Genomic DNA, 17128 nt, shown 5'->3' with positions numbered 1-17128 from the left:
CTCTTCTAATGGGCAGGGGCAGACAAACGGACAATACTACTTTTCGTCGGCGATAAAGACCAGGCGGAATTTACCAATCTGAATCTCATCCCCGGAGGAGAGAACCTGCGAGTCCTTTGGCTCTCGGTTCACATAAGTGCCGTTCAGTGATCCCACGTCAACGACTTCGAAAGAGTCACCATCGCGGCGGAACTCAGCATGGCGGCGGGACACCGTGACGTCATCAAGGAAAATGTCGGCCTCAGGATGGCGACCTGCGGTGGTTGCGTCCTGGTCCAACAGGAACCTTGCACCAGCGTTCGGTCCGCGCTTCACCACGAGCAACGCAACACCATCCGGCAAATTCTCCGTGCTGGTGACGTTATCGTTGGCTGCAGCAGCGCCGTTCTCCATCTCCTTCAAAAGGTCAGCGCGAAAGACGGAGGTCGTTTCGACCTGGACGATGTCTGCATCTTTGTTTTCGGCCATTCCAAACTCCTGACGGTGTTTTTGAAAGTCAATAAATTCTAAATCGCAATATTACCCAATTGTGGGTCAGCGTGCTGTTGCGGTTCTAGTGTAACGCTCTGAACCTCAACATGAGGATTAACGGAAAATATTTCCAATCCCGGAGATCACCGAGTTCCCCGAACCCGCCAACGGATTATCCGACACCATGTAGGTCCACGTCGCACTCGGGCGCTTCCAACCAGCGTCTTCGAGGTGTGCTCCATCGTTATCAATCACGACTTTCCTGAAAGTATCGACGGCCTGATCTACGGCACGATTCGCTAGTTCTTTAAATTCACGAATGGCGATTCGATGGTATTCGTCGATTGGCGTTTCACGGGCGATGGCGCGCAGGTGGATCGATTCGCGAACATCGTCCATGAGCGCGAGGTACTCAGACCACTCATGGTCCAGGTGGTAGAGCATTATCTCACGAGCTGCCTGCCGTAGTTTGTCAGCATCGATGGCATCCAGCTCGGTGGCGCGCTCCGGTGCTCGTTCGCTAAGCTCACGCCACGCCGCGTCGGTATCGAGCAATGACGCTCGCCGCTCATCAAGGATTGTACGGTGATCCGAGATGAGCTTGTTGTATTTCCACGTTTGCGAGTGAATTTCTAGCAGCTGGCCCTCTGTAACGCGCTGGCAGTGGTCAACAAACTGCTGTGCACGCGAGGATTCGATCCGTCCCGACGCGTCGGGATGTACGGTGATGCGCTCATCCTCTCCCCCGGTAACAACAATGTCGTCTTCCAGGGAAACAAAGAACAGGCTCAGGCCAGGGTCGCCCTGACGCCCTGCACGTCCGCGCAACTGATTGTCGAGCCGCGCTGTGCGATGGCGTGCTGTACCGATAACGGCGAGACCACCCAGCTTCGCAACCTTGTCGTGATCTCCTTCGTCAGCGCCACCTAGACGAATATCGGTACCGCGGCCTGCCATTTGTGTAGACACGGTCACCCGCCCTAAATCTCCAGCCTCAGCCACAATGCGTGCTTCCTCAGCGTCATTCTTCGCATTGAGCACGTTCACGCTGATCCCACGCTCGTTCAATGCCTCTGCGAGAGCCTCAGACTCTGCAACGTCATGAGTCCCTACAAGAACAGGTTGACCATTCGTGTGAAGCAGCGCGATCTCTTCGACGATCGCTTGGTTCTTCTCCTCCATCGTTGCGTAGATCCGGTCGGCTTCATCAAATCGCTGCAACGGATTTGCGCGGTCAATAACAGATACGTGCAGGTCGTAAAATGAACGCAGTTGATCGGTGGCTTCTACGGCGGTTCCAGTCATGCCACAGACCGTCGGATAGCGACGCATAAGTGCTTGCAGCGTGATCGAGTCGAGAATTCGGCCCCCCTCGGAGACCTTCAGTCCCTCTTTTGCCTCGACTGCTGCCTGCAATCCGTCAGGCCAACGCTGCAGTTCAGCGACGCGGCCGCGGGAGGCGTCAACAAGCGCCACCTTGCCGTCCTCGACGATGTAATGTACGTCGCGGATCAGCAGTGCTCGAGCGTGTAACGCAAGGTTGACCCGGACAAGTGTGGTGCCAATGTGCTCATCAGAATAGAGCGAGTCGATACCGAGCAAACGTTCAACTTTCTTCGCCCCCTCCTCGGTAAGGAAGACATTGCGACCATCGGCATCAGTTTCGTAGTCCTTCTCCTCGTCAAGGTGCGAGACCGCTTCGGTGATCTTGCCTGTGGGCTGCTGCGTACCTTCAGAACCAGCCAGGACGAGCGGGACGAGGGCTTCGTCGACAAGGACACTATCGGCCTCATCGACAAGAGCAACCTCGGCTGGTAACTGAACGGTTTGAGAGCGGTGCGTGATCTGATTATCACGAAGGTGATCAAAGCCGATCTCGGTCACCGGAGCATAGACGACGTCACATCGGTATGCCTCTACACGCTGTTCACGTGGCGTCGATTCCGTTACAGCGGCAACGCTGAGCCCAAAGAACTCGACAAGCGGCCGCATCCACGTGGCATCGCGCTCAGCGAGATAGTTATTCACGGTGATGAGGTGCACCCGCTTACCAGTGAGCGCAAAACCGGTCGCAGCGATAGCTCCAACGAGCGTTTTGCCCTCGCCGGTGGCCATCTGAATTACATCGCCTTCGAGTAGGCGCAAAACCGCCTGGTTTTGAACGTCGAACGGGGTCATCCCAAGGGTTCGAGTGGCGGCAACCGACAGAATTGCGAGGAAGCGAGGCTTGTCGACGACCTCTCCGTCACGCACGGTGTCACGCACAGCGGCGCTCAGCGCGGCGTCGTCAAGAGCTTCGAACTCTCCAATGAGCTCGTGGGCTTTCGCCACGATCCCCTTCGACTTCTTGTTGTTGCGTTCGGACGTTGCACCCATTGCTTTCCAAAACCAGCCAAATGCAGCCATTCCTCATACGACCTTTCGTCACGGCAAAAGTGGCCTTTTGCCTCTCGCACTACCTGGCCTACATGGTAAGTGCTTCTCACTCGTTCACGTCAATGTACTCTATCCTTGTTCAAGCAAAGACCACCGAATGCGTCCCCGTTCTCAGGAGGAAAGCCCACATGTTATCGCTGAACGTGAAGGTGCCGTCGTCGACGGGCAAGATGATGGCCGGAACGATTGACCGGCCTGACGGGCCGGCGAAAGCCTACGCGATTTTCGCACACTGTTTTGCGGGGTCCAGACATACTCCTGGTGCTTCGCGAATCTCCAAGCGGTTAACAGAGTTCGGCATTGCAACGCTCAGATTTGATTTTCCTGGTCTCGGACAATCTGAGGGTGACTTCGCCGATACTTCGTTCTCACAAAACGCTGACGACATCGTGGCTGCAGCAAAGTGGTTAGCCAAAGAGTTCAAAGCGCCACAGCTTATCATGGGCCACTCGCTCGGGGGCGCTGCAGCACTGAAAGCGGCGACCCATCCCGATCTCAAAAAGACGCTCAAAGCCGTAGCGACAGTCGGTGCGCCGTTCGACCCTGCACACTCGGTGTTGCACTATGCGGATAAGATTGGTGACGCGGACCGCGACGGCTATGTCCCCGTCATCCTCGGCGGCAGGGAGCTCATCATTTCACGCGACTTCCTTGAGGATCTCGCCGACACGAACCCCGAAGAATACCTGCCGAAACTGCGCAAGCCACTATTGCTGGTCCACTCGCCTATCGATGTGACGGTAGGCATTGATAACGCCCAGTCAATTTTTAGCCTCACCCGCTACCCGAAGTCACTCATGGCGCTGGACAAGGCCGATCATTTATTGACGCGCCAAGGCACCGCACAGCGTGCGGCCGACATTATCGGCTCGTGGGTCATGCAATACATCACCCCCGAATTTGTCCCGGATGCCACCGGCGACTCCAACGCAGTCTCCTACTCCGCCCGCGGGACGAAGTATGGCGACGTAGTTCGCACCTCCAATCGTGCGATCGCAACTGACCGGGCTAAGAATGCTGGCGGCAAGGGCCAGGGCGTGACGTCGACAGGCTTGTACATGTCCGCGTTGGCAGTATCTTGTTCCCAGGCAATTCGTTCCGCCGCGAAAGGACTTGCGCTCAACGACGTGCGCGTGGAGGTCACACATCTCGGCGAGGGGCACTTCACACGTGACATCACGTTATTCGGCGACCTCAGCGACGCCGAGGCCCAGACGCTCATGGAGGCCGGCAAACGCTCAACCGTCGACGGCTACGTTCACAGCGCCTCGGTGCAGACAACCATCGACGTGGTGCGCTGACGTGAAACGCTGCCCATGTGGCCTCGATCGCCCATACCCCCTGTGCTGCGGCGCCCTGCACGCAGGCAAACCTGCTCCCACAGCAGAATCGCTCATGCGGGCACGCTACAGTGCGTTCGTCGTCGGCGATGCGGATTACTTGCTGCGCACCTGGGCTTCGAGCACACGACCGGCATCGTTGGAGCTTCCACCAGGTGGCGAACCATATATTGCGCTGCGAGTTCTCCACTCCGAACAAGGTGGCCCAACGGATACCTACGGAGAGGTCCGCTTCGAGGCCCTTCACCCGAGTGGCACCCAGCGAGAACATTCCCGTTTCATTCGCGAGGGCGGCGCATGGGTGTACCTCAACGGCACTGCCTTCTAACAGCTGGTTTCATAGTTGAAGTAACTGTGCGCTAAACTATCGGAGCTGTTCCGGTATTCGCCGGATGAAGGCAACGGGCTGTGGCGCAGTTTGGTAGCGCACCACACTGGGGGTGTGGGGGTCGCAGGTTCAAATCCTGTCAGTCCGACAACTATCAACAAAAACCCCGCTTGACCAGGCGAAACTCCTGGTTGAGCGGGGTTTTAGTTTTCGTAAGCTACTCAGTTGCGGCGCGTTCTACCGGTACCAACCCACTCGCCGCGCGCTTCCCCAACTCAACATAAAGGGCTGCGTGGCGTTCACGCGCAGCGTAAGTTGACTCCTCAAGCTCACGCTTGACCTGCGCCGGTACGCCTGCAGCGAGTGAGAATTCAGGTATCAGTTGGCCTTCGAGCACCACTGCGCCACCGGCGATGATGCTCCCCTTGCCAATGCGAGCCCCGGACAGCACGGTCGCGTTCATGCCGATTAGGCACCCAGGTTCAATATGGCACCCGTGCACCATAGCAAGGTGGCCAATGGTCACGTCGGCTTCGAGAATGGTCTTCCCGTTCTCATCAACGTGCAGCACTGATCCATCTTGCACGTTGACCCTTTCACCGATTCGAATCGCGCCAACATCACCACGAATCACCACTCCGGGCCAAATATTGGCATCCTCGGCAATTTCGACATCACCGATAATCGTGGCTTCATCGGACACGAATGCAGACGGATGAATCTTCGGGGTTTTACCTTCAAATGAGTAGATCATGTCGCCATTATGCCGAAACCCTATTGGCCCTGCAGCGGAATCTATCGCATCAGCACCAACGCTTGTGGGATCACCCGGATAGTGGCTGCTTCGATCGACCCGATAGTGTCGCCATCAACTTCGAATACTTCGGGGGCAGCGAAAGAAACGCTTATCGTGTGTCCTTTGAAATAGTCCATCTGCGGAGCTGGGATACCCTGCCACCCGCCACCGAGGAGTGCACGCAGAGTGTTAAACACGATGCGTAGGCCAATCAGCAACCATCCGATAAGTCCACGCGGAGACATCGCCACGACATCAATTTCGCCATCGTCGGGGAGCGCATCGGGGAACAGCGGGATTTTATTCACCAAGTCACCGCAGTTGCCGAAAATCATGGTGTGCAAGCGACGCCTGTTCGAGGGATGGTCGTCGACGGTTACGGTAGCCTCCACACTGTTACCACCGCCCAGCGATCGTGCGATCCCGCCGATGTATGCCAGCGGACCTATGCGTCGCTTTAATTCCTCCCTGGTACGTTCAACCATCTGCGCATCAAGGCCCACTCCAGCCATGACTGTGAACCCATAAGTCTCCTGCGAGCCGTCGCGCCGAGTGACTGTGGCTTCGCAAAGGTCCACAGCGTGCTCTTCTCCAGTAAACGCACGGCGTATCGCGCTCTCAGGATCCAATGGCAAGCCAAGGTTTCGCGCAAGTAGATTACCGGTACCAACTGGGATAATCCCCATCTTGATGCCGGTGTCTGCTAGGACGTGAGCGATGCGGCGGACAGTACCGTCACCTCCCGCGACGAGTACCACGTCCACGTCCTCGGTGAGTGCAGTCGCGAAGCCAGCAAGTGCCGTGTCCTCTTTTGTCGTGGGTACCCAGCAAATTTCGCGGCGAGGGTCAGCGTAGAGTTCGACAAAGCGCTCCAAAACCGCAGCGCGAATCTTCGTCGGGTTATACACCACCACAGCGGTGCGATGAAACAACTTTTCCGAAGTCACTTTTGCATCCCTATTCCGAAGAATTCCAGTACTGCTTCACTGGCAAAACCGATCGGCAAATTCGATGCCGGCGAAGTACCAGGCCCAAGCCATTCGTGCTTGCCGCCATCCACTTTGTAATGCACAAGCCCCGCATCACAGCCGACCCATTCAGCTTTTGCTACACCGGGCAGTGCTTCTGACCACTCTGGTTTCGGCGCCTCCTCGTCAGTGGCTTTGCAGTGGTTGCGTCGAGCTTCTCGCTCAACGTCTTGATAGGCACCAGCGTAGTGCGTCTTGTGCCGGGTTCCTCCGCTGTAGTCAATGACGCTGTCAGCGGTCCCGTGAATGTCGATGCGTTTGACGGGGATCGCCGAGCACCCCTCAAGCACCGCGTCATAGACGGCGGCTGACACAGTCGCCACTGCGGTGTAATCCTGTGGTCGCTGGCAGCTCAGGAACTCCGCGAACCCTCCTCCATTTGAAAAGCCTGCGGCGAATGTACGAGCAGGTTGGGTGTGAAACTCTTGTTGTAGCTGCGCCCGCACGGCGTCAGCGAATGCCAGGTCCTGACGTGCATTCGTATTTGCATACGGTGCCGGCGCCCACGCCTTGTTCACACCTTGCAAGTACGCCACAACCGCGTCCGCGTTGTTAAAGCCCGTCGTGCGCTGCATCGACGCAGCTGTGCTCGTGTAACCGTGGAATACGAGTATGAGTGGCAAACCTTCTCGCTGCTGTGCACCCTTTGGTAGCGAGAGTATGTACTCGCGCTGCAGTCCCCCAGCCGGGATCGTCCGTGACTCGACTGATGCAGAGCTCCACGGTTCGACTTCCGCAACCGTGTCAGGCCGACTACCGTTTTCCACTGTACGCAGGGGATTCGGCAGCGCATCGGCTGCCTCCGGCTCCTCGTTGTCTCCACTACAGCCAGCCATGACTGCGCAGCCAAGCAGCACAGCGAGCAGCACCGTACGCAACGACCAGCGCCGGTTCATCGTGTTGGAAATGTTCACTCGCGGATTCTCCTGACAGTCACAGGTTGTTAGGTTAGTTGATTATGAAGCCAAGCGGAAAGCACCAACCACTGTTTCACAGCAGTGAGCACCGGCTGAATTCGTCACGCGCGTTCACAGTCGGCGCAGACACTTATGATGCGGTCAGACCGTCATATCCGGACTCAGTAGTTGAGCTACTTGCCGGTCGCGGAGTCGTCCGCACTGTCTTAGATGTTGGTTCCGGTACCGGAATTTTTGCTGCACAACTGCACGCCGCCGGGCACCGAGTTGCTTGCTGTGAACCCTCACCAGACATGGCGAATACACTGCGCGCCCGACACCCAGAGCTTCCAGTATGGCGCGCAACCGCCGAGTGCACCGCATCAGCACCCAAGCATTTCGACGCCATCACCTTCGCCCAAGCGTGGCACTGGGTCGACCCACACCTCGCTAGCGCAGAAGCTGCCCGAATCAGCAAAGATGACGGCGAACTTCTCTTATGCTGGAACACCCTCGAGGTGGAGCATCCGTGGGTACTACGTCTGGCAAAGATTATGCACTCTGGCGATGTGCTTACCAAAGGCTTCTACCCCACTGTCTTCGAGCCTTGGCACCTCAAGCGGGAACTACGAACAACGTGGATTCAACCGATCCGGACGGATCAGCTATTCACGCTCATGGCGACCCGTTCCTATTGGCTTCGCGTAAACCAGCGCACTCGGGACAAAATGACGAACAACCTCACCTGGTACCTGCATGAGCGCCTCGGATTCGATCCTGGCCAACTTATACCACTGCCGTACAGGACCGACGCGTTCCTGTACGGCCGTAGATAATGCTACTTACGACGCCGCGGGTTACGTTCACGCACACGAACTGCGATCCGAATCGGCGTGCCGTGGTAGCCGAACTGCTCACGGAACTTTCGCTCCAAGTAGCGGCGGTAGCTGCCGTCTAGGAACCCCGTGGTAAACAGGACGATTGTCGGTGGGCGCGTGCCAACCATGGTGGCAAACAAGACCTTCGGCAACCGGTTGTTCTTCATCGGCGGTGGGTTTGCGGCAATCGCATCGCGCAGCCAGTTGTTCAGCTGTCCCGTGGTGATTCGACGATCCCAGTTCTCAAGTGCTTCCTCCATCGCCGGCTCAAGGCGGTGCAGCCCGCGCCCAGTGTCTGCCGAGATATTGAGTTTCGTCACCCACGGGAGGTGCCCGACCATCTCATCAAACTCGCGGTCGAAGTAGTAACGACGGTCCTCATCCATCAAGTCCCACTTGTTGAAGCAAATGACCATCGCCTTGCCTGCTTCAAGCACCATGGAGATCACTCGCTGGTCCTGCTCAGAAATCTCCTGGGAGGCGTCGATAAGCACGACGCACACCTCCGCTGCCTCGATGGTGCCTCGGGTACGAAGGCTGGCGTAGTACTCGTGCCCCTGCGCATTCTTGACTTTCTTCCGCAGCCCGGCAGTATCGATGAACTTCCACAGTTTGCCGTCGAGCTGGATCAGTTCATCAACAGGGTCAACAGTGGTACCTGCAACGTTGTCGACTACGGCGCGCTTCGATTTGGAAAGCTTGTTCAGCAAACTCGACTTGCCCACATTTGGGCGTCCAACCAGCGCAACTGCGCGTGGTCCATCTGTGATGGAGTCCTTCGCGCGCGGCTCATCCGGAAACAGTCGCAGAATCTCGTCGAGTACATCCGCGCCGCCGCGACCGTGCAATGCTGAGACTGGCCACGGGTCCCCGAGGCCGAGCGCGTACAGCTCAGCAACGTCGCCCCATTGCGACTCGGACTCAAACTTGTTCGCGACCAAAATGACTGGAACTTCGGAACGCTGCAGATTGCGAGCCATCGCCTCATCTGACATCGTGATGCCGGTGTGGGAATCGACCACAAAAACGATGACGTCTGCAGTTTCCATAGCAGCTTCCGACTGGTGCGCGATAGCCGCGTTGATGCCTTTCGCGTCCGGGTCCCAGCCACCAGTGTCTTGCACCCAGAAACGTCGCCCTCCCCAGTCAGTAATGTAACTGATCCGGTCGCGAGTCACACCAGGGTGGTCTTCGACCACGGCTTCACGACGCCCAATAAATCGATTTACCAGTGTGGACTTGCCCACGTTTGGGCGTCCAACGATGGCCACCGTCGGTAGGGCCTCTTCGATGTAGTCAGGATTGAAGATACCGAACGCTTCCTCAACGGCTGCCCACTCTTCCTCGGTGTACTCCTCAGCGGAGTTGAGATCTCCGAAGTCCGCCTCACCGAAATCCGCATCGTTGAAGTCAGCTTCATTGAAATCCTGTGGAAAGGAATCTCCTGTGGTCATTTGCTGCTCCTTTCAATCACGTCGACGAGGGCCGCCAGCACCTGTTCAGGAGCCATCTCAGAGGTGTCTACAATCAATGCGTCATCAGCTGGCTTCAGTGGGCTGGTCTCACGGGAGGAGTCAAGGGCATCACGACGTTCCACGTCTGCTAGCACCTTTTCAAACTCTACTTTGCGGCCTGCTGCTGTGTCCTGGTCGAACCGGCGCTGTGCACGCACCTGGGCTGACGCCGTCATGTACACCTTGGCCGGTGCATCTGGCAAAACTACGGTGCCAATGTCCCTGCCCTCAACGATGGCGCGATGCGCCTCAGAGGCGAGGCGACGCTGCAGGGCCACCAAATTTTCACGGACCTCTGGGATCGCGGCAACAGCAGAAACTGCACTGGTTACTTCCGCCCCTCGGATCACGTTGGAGACGTCCCGGCCGCCCAGAATAACAGCCTTGTCATCGGGGTCGTCGGAAACCTCCATCGGCAGATCAGCAGTAGCAGCGATGACTGCACTAGTGTCTTCCGGATCCACGCCGGCGTCCAACACCGCCAACGTCGCAACTCGATACATCGCGCCCGTGTCGATGTACTTTGCGTCAAGCTTCTTGGCTAACGCTCGGCACATTGTCGACTTGCCAGTACCCGACGGCCCATCCACTGCGAGCAGCAGACCATTATCTGGCTGGTTACTCAACATCGTTTCCTCCATTTACATCCCCACCGCCTTGAACAGTGATGCCAACTCAGATGAGTTAAGTGCGCGCATCGATCCTGGCTTCATATCGCCGAGCTGCACCGTGTGCACTTTCGTTCGCACCAGACGCTGTACCGGGTAACCAGCTGCTTTCAGCATCCGACGGACAATGTGCTTGCGGCCTTCGTGTAGTTCGACGCGAACAATCGACTGACCATTGTGCACATCGACGATCTGCACGTAGTCTGCCTTCGCCACACCATCATCGAGCTCAATACCGTCGCGCAACTGCTTAGCATCAGCGGATTTAAACTCGCCGAGTACCGTGGCCAAGTACGTTTTTCGAACTTCGTAGCGCGGGTGCATGAGGCGGTTTGCAAGCTCGCCGTCGTTGGTAAGCAGCAAGAGCCCTTCAGTGTCGGCGTCGAGACGCCCGACATGGAACAGACGCTGACCTGCAGCGACTCTCTCAGCAACGAAGTCACCAACAGAGGCGCGATCATGCTCATCTTGCATGGTTGTGTGTACTCCGCGCGGCTTATTAAACGCGAAATACTCCAAGTCCTCGTTTACATTGATGCGTGCACCGTCAACTCGAATCACGTCGACGTTCGGATTCACACGGGTGCCCTGGACGGTAACGATCTTCCCGTTGACCTCAACGCGCCCCTGATCAATCATAATCTCAGAGTGCCGTCGCGACGCGACGCCTGCTTGTGCGAGCACTTTTTGCAGACGGATCCCGTCGGTGTTCTTCTTGCGCTGCTTTGTTTCTTCGTCGTCCCACCAGTTGTCATCGAGTGGGTTCGGAGCCTCATTGGCAGCCTTGGCGCGCTTGTCACGCTTGACATGTTGTTTACGTGCCGGTTTCGCATACGAAGGATAGAACGGCTCGTTCTTTCCTTGTTCCGGTATGCCATCTCGGCGAGCGGGAGGATTCATCTTGAGTCCTTTTCTCTTTGCGAGTTATACAGTTCTTCGAACGACCGCAAGTGTAGCAGCCTTTACCATGCTTCCTCGATATCGTCGATCTCTGGCAACAATGGCGCCAGGTTCGGCAGTCGCTCAAGTGAATCTATGCCCAGCAACTCAAGAAAGAGCTCGGTAGTGACGTAACGGTGCGCGCCGGTCGCCTCGTCTGGATCTACCTCGGCAATGAGCCCTCGCAGCGTCAGCGTTTTCATCACACCATCAACGTTGACGCCACGTACTCCGGAAACCTGCGTGCGTGTCACCGGCTGGCGATATGCAACCACCGCAAGTGTCTCCATTGCCGCGCGGCTCAGCTTCGTCTGTGCACCATCAAGCAGAAATGCCTCCACGGCGTCTGCGTATTCTGGTCGCGTGTACAGTCGCCACCCCTCAGCTGTCCGCCGAACGTCGATCCCGCTGCCGCGCAGTTCGCATTCCTCGGACCAGTCCTCGAGCTGCTTCTCGACGTCTCCCAGCTCCGCCCCCAGTGCCGACGCTAATGCATCTACCGTGACTGGATTGTCCGCGACCAGCAAAATCGATTCGATACGTGCGCGAAGCTGCGAAACCATTTGGGGAGCATTCATGGTCTGGCATTCTATCGCTATTCCCAGTTGCTTGACGCAACCACAGCAGGATCGACGTTGATTCCTGTCCAGGAAACCTCCAGGCTACCGAGGGCTTCTGGCTGCTCGGTCTCCACCGCGCGAGCCTTGTACAACTCCAACAACGCCAAGAAGCGCCCCACGAGTTCCATGGAGGAACTACAGTCCTTCGTGAGCACCTCAAATGCGACCCACTGCTCCGCACCAAGGAGATGCAGCGCGCTCAGTAGCTTCCCGGCCTGCTCGGGCACCGAAACGCTGACCGCGTGCAAGTGGTCCGTCCGCACTTCCTCCGGTGGGCGGGGCCGAAACACAGCAGCGGCCAACTCCGCAAAGGAATCAAGCGTGTGCCCCAGCTGCACAGGTGGAAGCAACGCAGCGAATCGGTCTTCGATTGAGACCGCACGCGGGTACCTCCGCTTCGCGTTACGTTGCCAGGCCACGAACTCGTCAGCGACCTGCTGATACGCACGGTACTGGAGGAGACGCGCAAAGAGCAGGTCCCGGGCCTCCAGGAGCTCAAGATCTTCAATCTCTGTATCTCCGTCGCGCGGAAGTAACCGCGCAGTCTTCAAATCCAGCAGTGTGGAAGCCACAAGAAGAAATTCAGTGACTTCGTCAAGTTGCGCTGCTGCACCCAGCGCACGCGTGTATGCAATAAACTCGTCGGTCACCTCAGCTAGTGCAACTTCGGTCACGTCCAGCTTCTTGGAGTGGATGAGGTGCAGGAGCAGATCAAACGGCCCCTCAAAGTTCTGGAGGGCCAACGTAAAACCGGTGATCTCGGGCTGGACTCCCGTGGTGGCGTCCTCAGACACGGTGCAACAAACTACTTATCAATGCGCTCGAGCAGCTCAAGCGCCAACTGCCGGTACTGCTCTGCGCCTTGGGAGTGCGGCGCCCAAGTAATGATCGGTTCACCGGCAACCGAGGTCTCCGGGAATCGAACCGTTCGGGTAATCACCGTGTCAAAAACTCGCTCGCCGAATACCTCAACGACTCGATCCATCACTTCTCGCGCGTGTGTAGTGCGGCGGTCGAACATCGTGACCAGGATGCCTACGATGTCAAGGTCGAAATTGATGCGGTCTCGCACCTTTTCCACTGTGTCAGTCAACAGCGCAAGACCACGGAGCGAAAAGTACTCGCACTCCATCGGAATCATCACGCCCGCCGAGCACGCCAGCGCATTGACGGTCAACAGGCCGAGCGAAGGGCCACAGTCGATGATGATGATGTCGTATTCATTTCGTACAGGGCGGAGCGCACGGGCCAATGTGTGTTCACGGCCGACTTCATTGACCAGTTGAATCTCCGCAGCAGAAAGGTCAATGTTCGCGGGGACAAGGTCCAGCCCCGGCATATTCGAGTGCCGAATGGCCGCGTGGATCGACGCAGTGTTGTCAAAAAGCAAGTCATACACGGTGACTTGCTCTTCATCATGGGACACTCCAAGACCGGCAGAGAGCGCTCCCTGCGGGTCGAGGTCAACAAGCAGCACCTTGCGCCCTTGCTCTGCGAGACATGCACCCAGGTTGATTGTCGACGTCGTTTTGCCGACGCCACCCTTCTGATTCACCATCGATAGGATGGTCGCCGGGCCGTGGTGCTCGAGCGGTTCAGGCTGAGGGAACTCGCGGAATGGACGTCCCGTGAGAAACTTCTTTTCTTCAGCAGCGTCAAACAATGCGTTGCCTGCCATTGTCATCCCTTCCGTCCAATGCGCGTCACGTGTAAGCCCTTGACGCAATCATCTTACAATGCCATACCTAGTTATGTGCCTGTCGCCTCTTTCGAATCAGGAACACGATGAGCAGCAAGGCCACCAGTGCCGCAATTCCTGCGATGCCCAGGGCAAGAAGGCCGTCATTCGCCCTCGATTCGTCAAGTGTTTCCGCTTGACTGTCGCCTCCCTGGGTATTTCCATCCTTTGGTGCAGCAGTCGGAGCGTTCTTTGACGTTATCACCGCGATGAACTCCGCCGCCGATCCATCCCGGACAACCTCCATGATGAAGGGGTTATCCGGCGTCTGTCCCTCCGGGTACGTTAATGTCAGCGTGCGCGACGCTACGTCCACGTCACGCTGCACGCCTTCAATGATATTGCCGTCCACGTCTACATAACGAAGTGTGGCGCCTTCCCTATCGGTCTTAGCGTACTTCATCAGCTGTCCGGCCTTACTCAGAGGCACCTTCACCACAATGCTGTTGTCCTCGATGACGCCCTCGAACTCCAAGCGCTTCGCGTTCGTGGTATCCACCTCCTTGGCTGGGACACGGTGGGCCTGTGACGCAGCGGGCGCGTCGTGCACACGTTGATCTGAGTCTGAACCAGTCTCGGATCCGTGTCCTTCCCTGTTTGAGTCATCAACGCTATCGCCATGTGGCTTGCCAGCACCATCATCGTTTCCAGGCTCCGCAGCGCTCTCAGGTGGAGCATCAACGGTCTCACCACTGCCCACTGCGACGAGATTCACGGTCGCCGAGTATCCCCCAGCGGAGACCGGAACGCTCACCGTTGCACCTGGAGTATCAGGAGCAGTCACGGACACAGAAGTGCCAGATGATACAACGGTCCAGCCACCCGAACTGTAATTGAGGCTCAGCGGAACACCGGTGTCGACAGTCGTAGTCTGCCCGGCCTGCACGTGGATCTCGGAGGGGATGGCCTGCTGGATCGCGGCAGGATCAAGCCCCTCCGGCAACTGCGCATACGCGTTCATATCAGCTCCCGAGGTGCTCAGCCCGAGAGCGCATGTAGCAGCAGCGACAGTTGCGAGAACGTGGGGTCGTCGAAAAGCCATGTGGCAAGAATCCTTCCGGTCGTGCATCAGAACATGTCAACCCTACATACCTATGCACGAGGGTGCGTAGCGTGCCAGACTTCCCGAAGGCTTTCCGCAGTAACGTGTGTGTAAATTTGGGTAGTCGTCACAGATGCGTGCCCAAGCAGTTCTTGCACTACTCGTACATCGGCGCCGCCGTCGAGCATGTGTGTTGCAAAAGAATGCCGCAACGTGTGAGGAGATACATGCTTGGTGATCCCGGCTCGCTCAGCGGCCCGTTTGATGACCGTCCAAGCACTTTGCCGAGACAAGCTGCCGCCACGTGCGTTCAGGAACAGCGAATGAGAGCGCCCTTTGGCCAGCGCTGGGCGTCCGCGCACCAGATATTTTTCGACGGCCTCCTTCGCCATCGACCCCACCGGCACGATGCGCTGCTTATTGCCCTTGCCTGTCAGTGTCAGTACCGCGTGCTGTTCGCCTTCGAGCGCCATGAAGTCATCGACGTAGAGCGCCAGTACTTCCGACACACGCGCCCCCGTGGCGTAGAGCAACTCCAGTAACGCTTTGTCTCGTAACCCAATCGGCTCCTCCGTGGGGCACGAGTCCAGCATCTTGCCGACCTCTTCGATACTTAGCGTATCGGGCAGCTTCTTACCAGGCGAAGGTGGAGCTACTTGGGCTGATTCATCACCTGCAAGTACGCCCTCAAGCACCCCAAACTTGTGTAGTCCGCGGGCAACCACAAGTGCGCGCGCAGCCGAAGATGCCGCCAACGGCGCAGCCCCATCAACTCCACGCCGTAGGTCCGCCAGGTACGCCTCGATGTCTGCAGCGGTCACCTCAGACAAGTTGGCTTTGCCGTTGGCATGCAGCCACGAGGCATACCGTCTAAGATCCCGACGATAGTTGCTCAATGTGTTTGCTGAAAGACCTCGTTCAACTGCAAGGTGCTCGAGCCAACGCCTAACAAGCTCATTGACGTCCAACTAGATCCTCTTCATATCGCGCGTGACGCCTTGCGCTGTGCGTCGCTCTGCTAGCGATCTTGGCCGCAGGTCAAAGGGCTCGGTTACATCACGCGGCTCTACCTCGCCTTCTAGCACTCGCGCCGCTGCCATCACTCCGGCAATCGCAATCGAGTTCACGATGTCACCGCGAAACACCATCGATTGTGCCTCTTCAATTGGCACCCATTCCAGCACCATATCGGCTTCTTCGAACTCGGCTTCACCACGAGGGGCCTCACGGAGATCCGAAGCCAGGTACACACGCACCGCTTCTTCTGCGAAACCCGGGGACGTCACCAGATCCAGCAACAATGCCCACTTCTCAGCAGCCAAACCAGCTTCCTCGGCCAACTCACGCTGGGCGCACACAAGCGCGTCTTCCTCGCTGACGTCGAGAAGTCCAGCAGGAAGTTCCCACAACCGGCGCCGAACGCTGTGCCGGTACTGGCGGACCATCGCAATCCTTCGTTTGGAATCGACGGCCACCACTGCAACCGCACCGAAGTGCTCTACGATTCTCGCGTGCCGCGGAAGCGCCCCCCGGCATCGAAACAATATCTTTGCGCACCGCGATAATCGGTGCATCCAGCAGCAGCTCCGACTGTTGAACTTCAAACTCGTGCATCATTCGACCGCCAATTCTTCCGCAAGCGAAAGCACCGCCGACACCCTGCCTGCTTCTGTATCAACAAACCCACCGTCTTCATCTGGCGCCGCATACACTGCCGCAGCTAAGTCATTGAGCTCCGCGGTCATGTCTGTCAACAGTTGTGTCCCGAAAGAACGCTCCCCGCCGGTATCACCGGCGCCGATCACAACAATCGCATCAGCAGGCGCTGAAACATCTGTGTCGTCTATAAAACCGCCTCCATGCAGCGCCTCTATAACGAAATTACGATCAGATTCCGGAGCCACCGGTTCACCAGTCGCTGGATCCTTGAGCAGAACGCTCCCCAGCGACTGGCCAGCATGTGTGCCAGGCGCGCGTCGATCAACGGAAAGCTGCGCTCCTGCCGGCAGGGTGTTCGCGATGATCGTACTCAATGCATCAGCCGACTCCTGCTGGGTAAACTTCTCGCCCAACGTAATCTGGCCCGCTTCTGATGCCCCTGCGGTGCGAAGCAGCCACGTTACAGCATCGACATCTTCTGCTGACGCATCGTGCGTGCGAAGCACCATCACTGACTTACCATCCAGCGTGTTCGCAACAAGCTCGGCCGAATGCTGAGCTATCACTGCATCGGAAAACTCAAATTTTGTCCCCTGCGAGGCGTCAGCCGACTGTTGCGACTCGCCTAACTGCGACGACGTTGAAAAATCAAGCGTGCCCATTGCTGGCGCAATCACCAGCATTCCTGCTGCGACACCAAGTGCAATGCCCCAGCCCAGACCTGCTGCAACATAACCTGCCGAACTACTTCCTGAAGACATCAAAACCACCTACT

General features: G+C 57.5%; 17 protein-coding genes, 1 tRNA gene and 1 pseudogene. 4 read left to right on the top strand and 15 right to left on the bottom strand.

The genetic code is table 11. The features are described 5' to 3' along the window. Window positions 1–36: 36 nt before the first annotated feature. A complete protein-coding gene (odhI, locus tag R0V12_RS00550) occupies window positions 37–468 on the bottom strand; it encodes an oxoglutarate dehydrogenase inhibitor Odhl (RefSeq protein WP_070362492.1) in 432 nt (143 codons plus the stop codon). A gap of 117 nt (window positions 469–585) precedes the next feature. Next, window positions 586–2877: an accessory Sec system translocase SecA2 gene (gene secA2, locus R0V12_RS00545; RefSeq protein WP_256006595.1), complete on the bottom strand. Its 2292-nt coding sequence runs from the start codon at window positions 2875–2877 to the stop codon at window positions 586–588. Window positions 2878–3035: 158 nt separating this feature from the next. Between secA2 and R0V12_RS00540 the strand changes: the two genes are divergently transcribed. The 3 genes from R0V12_RS00540 (at window position 3036) to R0V12_RS00530 (ending at window position 4723) form a co-directional block, all read left to right on the top strand. Continuing rightward, the gene (locus R0V12_RS00540; protein ID WP_256006593.1) at window positions 3036–4208 is read left to right on the top strand and encodes a bifunctional alpha/beta hydrolase/OsmC family protein; all 1173 of its coding nucleotides are present in this window, start codon (window positions 3036–3038) and stop codon (window positions 4206–4208) included. 94 nt (window positions 4209–4302) lie between these two features. Next, window positions 4303–4575, top strand: a complete 273-nt coding sequence (locus R0V12_RS00535; RefSeq protein WP_176754855.1) for a YchJ family protein — start codon at window positions 4303–4305, stop codon at window positions 4573–4575. Window positions 4576–4649: 74 nt separating this feature from the next. After that, window positions 4650–4723, top strand: a tRNA-Pro gene (locus R0V12_RS00530). A 69-nt stretch (window positions 4724–4792) separates the two neighbouring features. Here R0V12_RS00530 and R0V12_RS00525 read toward each other — a convergent pair. From R0V12_RS00525 to R0V12_RS00515, 3 genes are read right to left on the bottom strand one after another with little or no spacing between them, the layout of a single operon-like run. Continuing rightward, a complete protein-coding gene (locus R0V12_RS00525; RefSeq protein WP_070977082.1) occupies window positions 4793–5329 on the bottom strand; it encodes a gamma carbonic anhydrase family protein in 537 nt (178 codons plus the stop codon). A gap of 41 nt (window positions 5330–5370) precedes the next feature. Next, on the bottom strand, window positions 5371–6318 hold the full coding sequence (locus R0V12_RS00520) for a diacylglycerol/lipid kinase family protein (RefSeq protein ID WP_176754856.1): 948 nt from the start codon (window positions 6316–6318) through the stop codon (window positions 5371–5373). Continuing rightward, window positions 6315–7313 (bottom strand): CE1 family esterase, encoded by a 999-nt coding sequence (locus R0V12_RS00515; protein WP_320072662.1) that lies wholly within the window; start codon window positions 7311–7313, stop codon window positions 6315–6317. The genes R0V12_RS00520 and R0V12_RS00515 overlap by 4 nt, the downstream gene beginning before the upstream one ends. 44 nt (window positions 7314–7357) lie before the next feature. Between R0V12_RS00515 and R0V12_RS00510 the strand changes: the two genes are divergently transcribed. Beyond that, window positions 7358–8131 (top strand): class I SAM-dependent methyltransferase, encoded by a 774-nt coding sequence (locus R0V12_RS00510; RefSeq protein WP_320072661.1) that lies wholly within the window; start codon window positions 7358–7360, stop codon window positions 8129–8131. A 2-nt stretch (window positions 8132–8133) separates the two neighbouring features. Here the strand turns inward: R0V12_RS00510 and der are convergent, their stop codons facing one another. The 10 genes and pseudogenes from der to R0V12_RS00460 form a co-directional block, all read right to left on the bottom strand. Next, window positions 8134–9627 (bottom strand): ribosome biogenesis GTPase Der, encoded by a 1494-nt coding sequence (der, locus tag R0V12_RS00505; RefSeq protein ID WP_070362498.1) that lies wholly within the window; start codon window positions 9625–9627, stop codon window positions 8134–8136. After that, window positions 9624–10316, bottom strand: coding sequence for a (d)CMP kinase (gene cmk, locus R0V12_RS00500; RefSeq protein WP_070363526.1), 693 nt, complete (start codon window positions 10314–10316; stop codon window positions 9624–9626). The genes der and cmk overlap by 4 nt, the downstream gene beginning before the upstream one ends. A gap of 12 nt (window positions 10317–10328) precedes the next feature. Continuing rightward, window positions 10329–11255: a pseudouridine synthase gene (locus R0V12_RS00495; protein ID WP_070362499.1), complete on the bottom strand. Its 927-nt coding sequence runs from the start codon at window positions 11253–11255 to the stop codon at window positions 10329–10331. Between the two features lie 62 nt (window positions 11256–11317). Then, on the bottom strand, window positions 11318–11872 hold the full coding sequence (gene scpB, locus R0V12_RS00490; RefSeq protein WP_320072660.1) for an SMC-Scp complex subunit ScpB: 555 nt from the start codon (window positions 11870–11872) through the stop codon (window positions 11318–11320). Window positions 11873–11889: 17 nt separating this feature from the next. Beyond that, entirely contained in the window at window positions 11890–12708 is an 819-nt protein-coding gene (locus R0V12_RS00485) for a segregation and condensation protein A (protein WP_070977091.1), read from the bottom strand. Between the two features lie 11 nt (window positions 12709–12719). After that, window positions 12720–13592 (bottom strand): ParA family protein, encoded by an 873-nt coding sequence (locus R0V12_RS00480; protein ID WP_070362502.1) that lies wholly within the window; start codon window positions 13590–13592, stop codon window positions 12720–12722. 67 nt (window positions 13593–13659) lie between these two features. Further along, entirely contained in the window at window positions 13660–14694 is a 1035-nt protein-coding gene (locus tag R0V12_RS00475) for a hypothetical protein (RefSeq protein WP_320072659.1), read from the bottom strand. A 50-nt stretch (window positions 14695–14744) separates the two neighbouring features. Next, a complete protein-coding gene (gene xerD / locus R0V12_RS00470) occupies window positions 14745–15662 on the bottom strand; it encodes a site-specific tyrosine recombinase XerD (RefSeq protein ID WP_256006579.1) in 918 nt (305 codons plus the stop codon). Further along, a pseudogene (locus tag R0V12_RS00465) lies at window positions 15663–16311 on the bottom strand (NUDIX domain-containing protein). It abuts the gene before it with no gap. Beyond that, window positions 16308–17114, bottom strand: coding sequence for a copper transporter (locus R0V12_RS00460; RefSeq protein ID WP_083329555.1), 807 nt, complete (start codon window positions 17112–17114; stop codon window positions 16308–16310). The pseudogene R0V12_RS00465 and the gene R0V12_RS00460 overlap by 4 nt, the downstream one beginning before the upstream one ends. Window positions 17115–17128 lie beyond the last annotated feature (14 nt).

This window comes from Corynebacterium sp. UMB2355A (genome assembly GCF_033877495.1).
Classification (GTDB): Bacteria; Actinomycetota; Actinomycetes; order Mycobacteriales; family Mycobacteriaceae; genus Corynebacterium; species Corynebacterium pseudogenitalium.
Note: the sequence above shows the minus strand (reverse complement) of the source record. Positions and strands in the feature narration are given on the sequence as shown.

Excerpts from the sequence above, each read along its gene's own strand:
- cmk (WP_070363526.1), bottom strand. The coding sequence starts at position 10,316 with ATGTTGAGTAACCAGCCAGATAATGGTCTGCTGCTCGCAGTGGATGGG.
- R0V12_RS00510 (WP_320072661.1), top strand. The coding sequence starts at position 7,358 with ATGAAGCCAAGCGGAAAGCACCAACCACTGTTTCACAGCAGTGAGCAC.
- R0V12_RS00480 (WP_070362502.1), bottom strand. The coding sequence starts at position 13,592 with ATGGCAGGCAACGCATTGTTTGACGCTGCTGAAGAAAAGAAGTTTCTC.
- R0V12_RS00460 (WP_083329555.1), bottom strand. The coding sequence starts at position 17,114 with ATGTCTTCAGGAAGTAGTTCGGCAGGTTATGTTGCAGCAGGTCTGGGC.
- secA2 (WP_256006595.1), bottom strand. The coding sequence starts at position 2,877 with ATGGCTGCATTTGGCTGGTTTTGGAAAGCAATGGGTGCAACGTCCGAA.
- R0V12_RS00535 (WP_176754855.1), top strand. The coding sequence starts at position 4,303 with ATGCGGGCACGCTACAGTGCGTTCGTCGTCGGCGATGCGGATTACTTG.
- R0V12_RS00475 (WP_320072659.1), bottom strand. The coding sequence starts at position 14,694 with ATGGCTTTTCGACGACCCCACGTTCTCGCAACTGTCGCTGCTGCTACA.
- odhI (WP_070362492.1), bottom strand. The coding sequence starts at position 468 with ATGGCCGAAAACAAAGATGCAGACATCGTCCAGGTCGAAACGACCTCC.
- R0V12_RS00495 (WP_070362499.1), bottom strand. The coding sequence starts at position 11,255 with ATGAATCCTCCCGCTCGCCGAGATGGCATACCGGAACAAGGAAAGAAC.
- R0V12_RS00540 (WP_256006593.1), top strand. The coding sequence starts at position 3,036 with ATGTTATCGCTGAACGTGAAGGTGCCGTCGTCGACGGGCAAGATGATG.
- scpB (WP_320072660.1), bottom strand. The coding sequence starts at position 11,872 with ATGAATGCTCCCCAAATGGTTTCGCAGCTTCGCGCACGTATCGAATCG.
- R0V12_RS00525 (WP_070977082.1), bottom strand. The coding sequence starts at position 5,329 with ATGATCTACTCATTTGAAGGTAAAACCCCGAAGATTCATCCGTCTGCA.
- der (WP_070362498.1), bottom strand. The coding sequence starts at position 9,627 with ATGACCACAGGAGATTCCTTTCCACAGGATTTCAATGAAGCTGACTTC.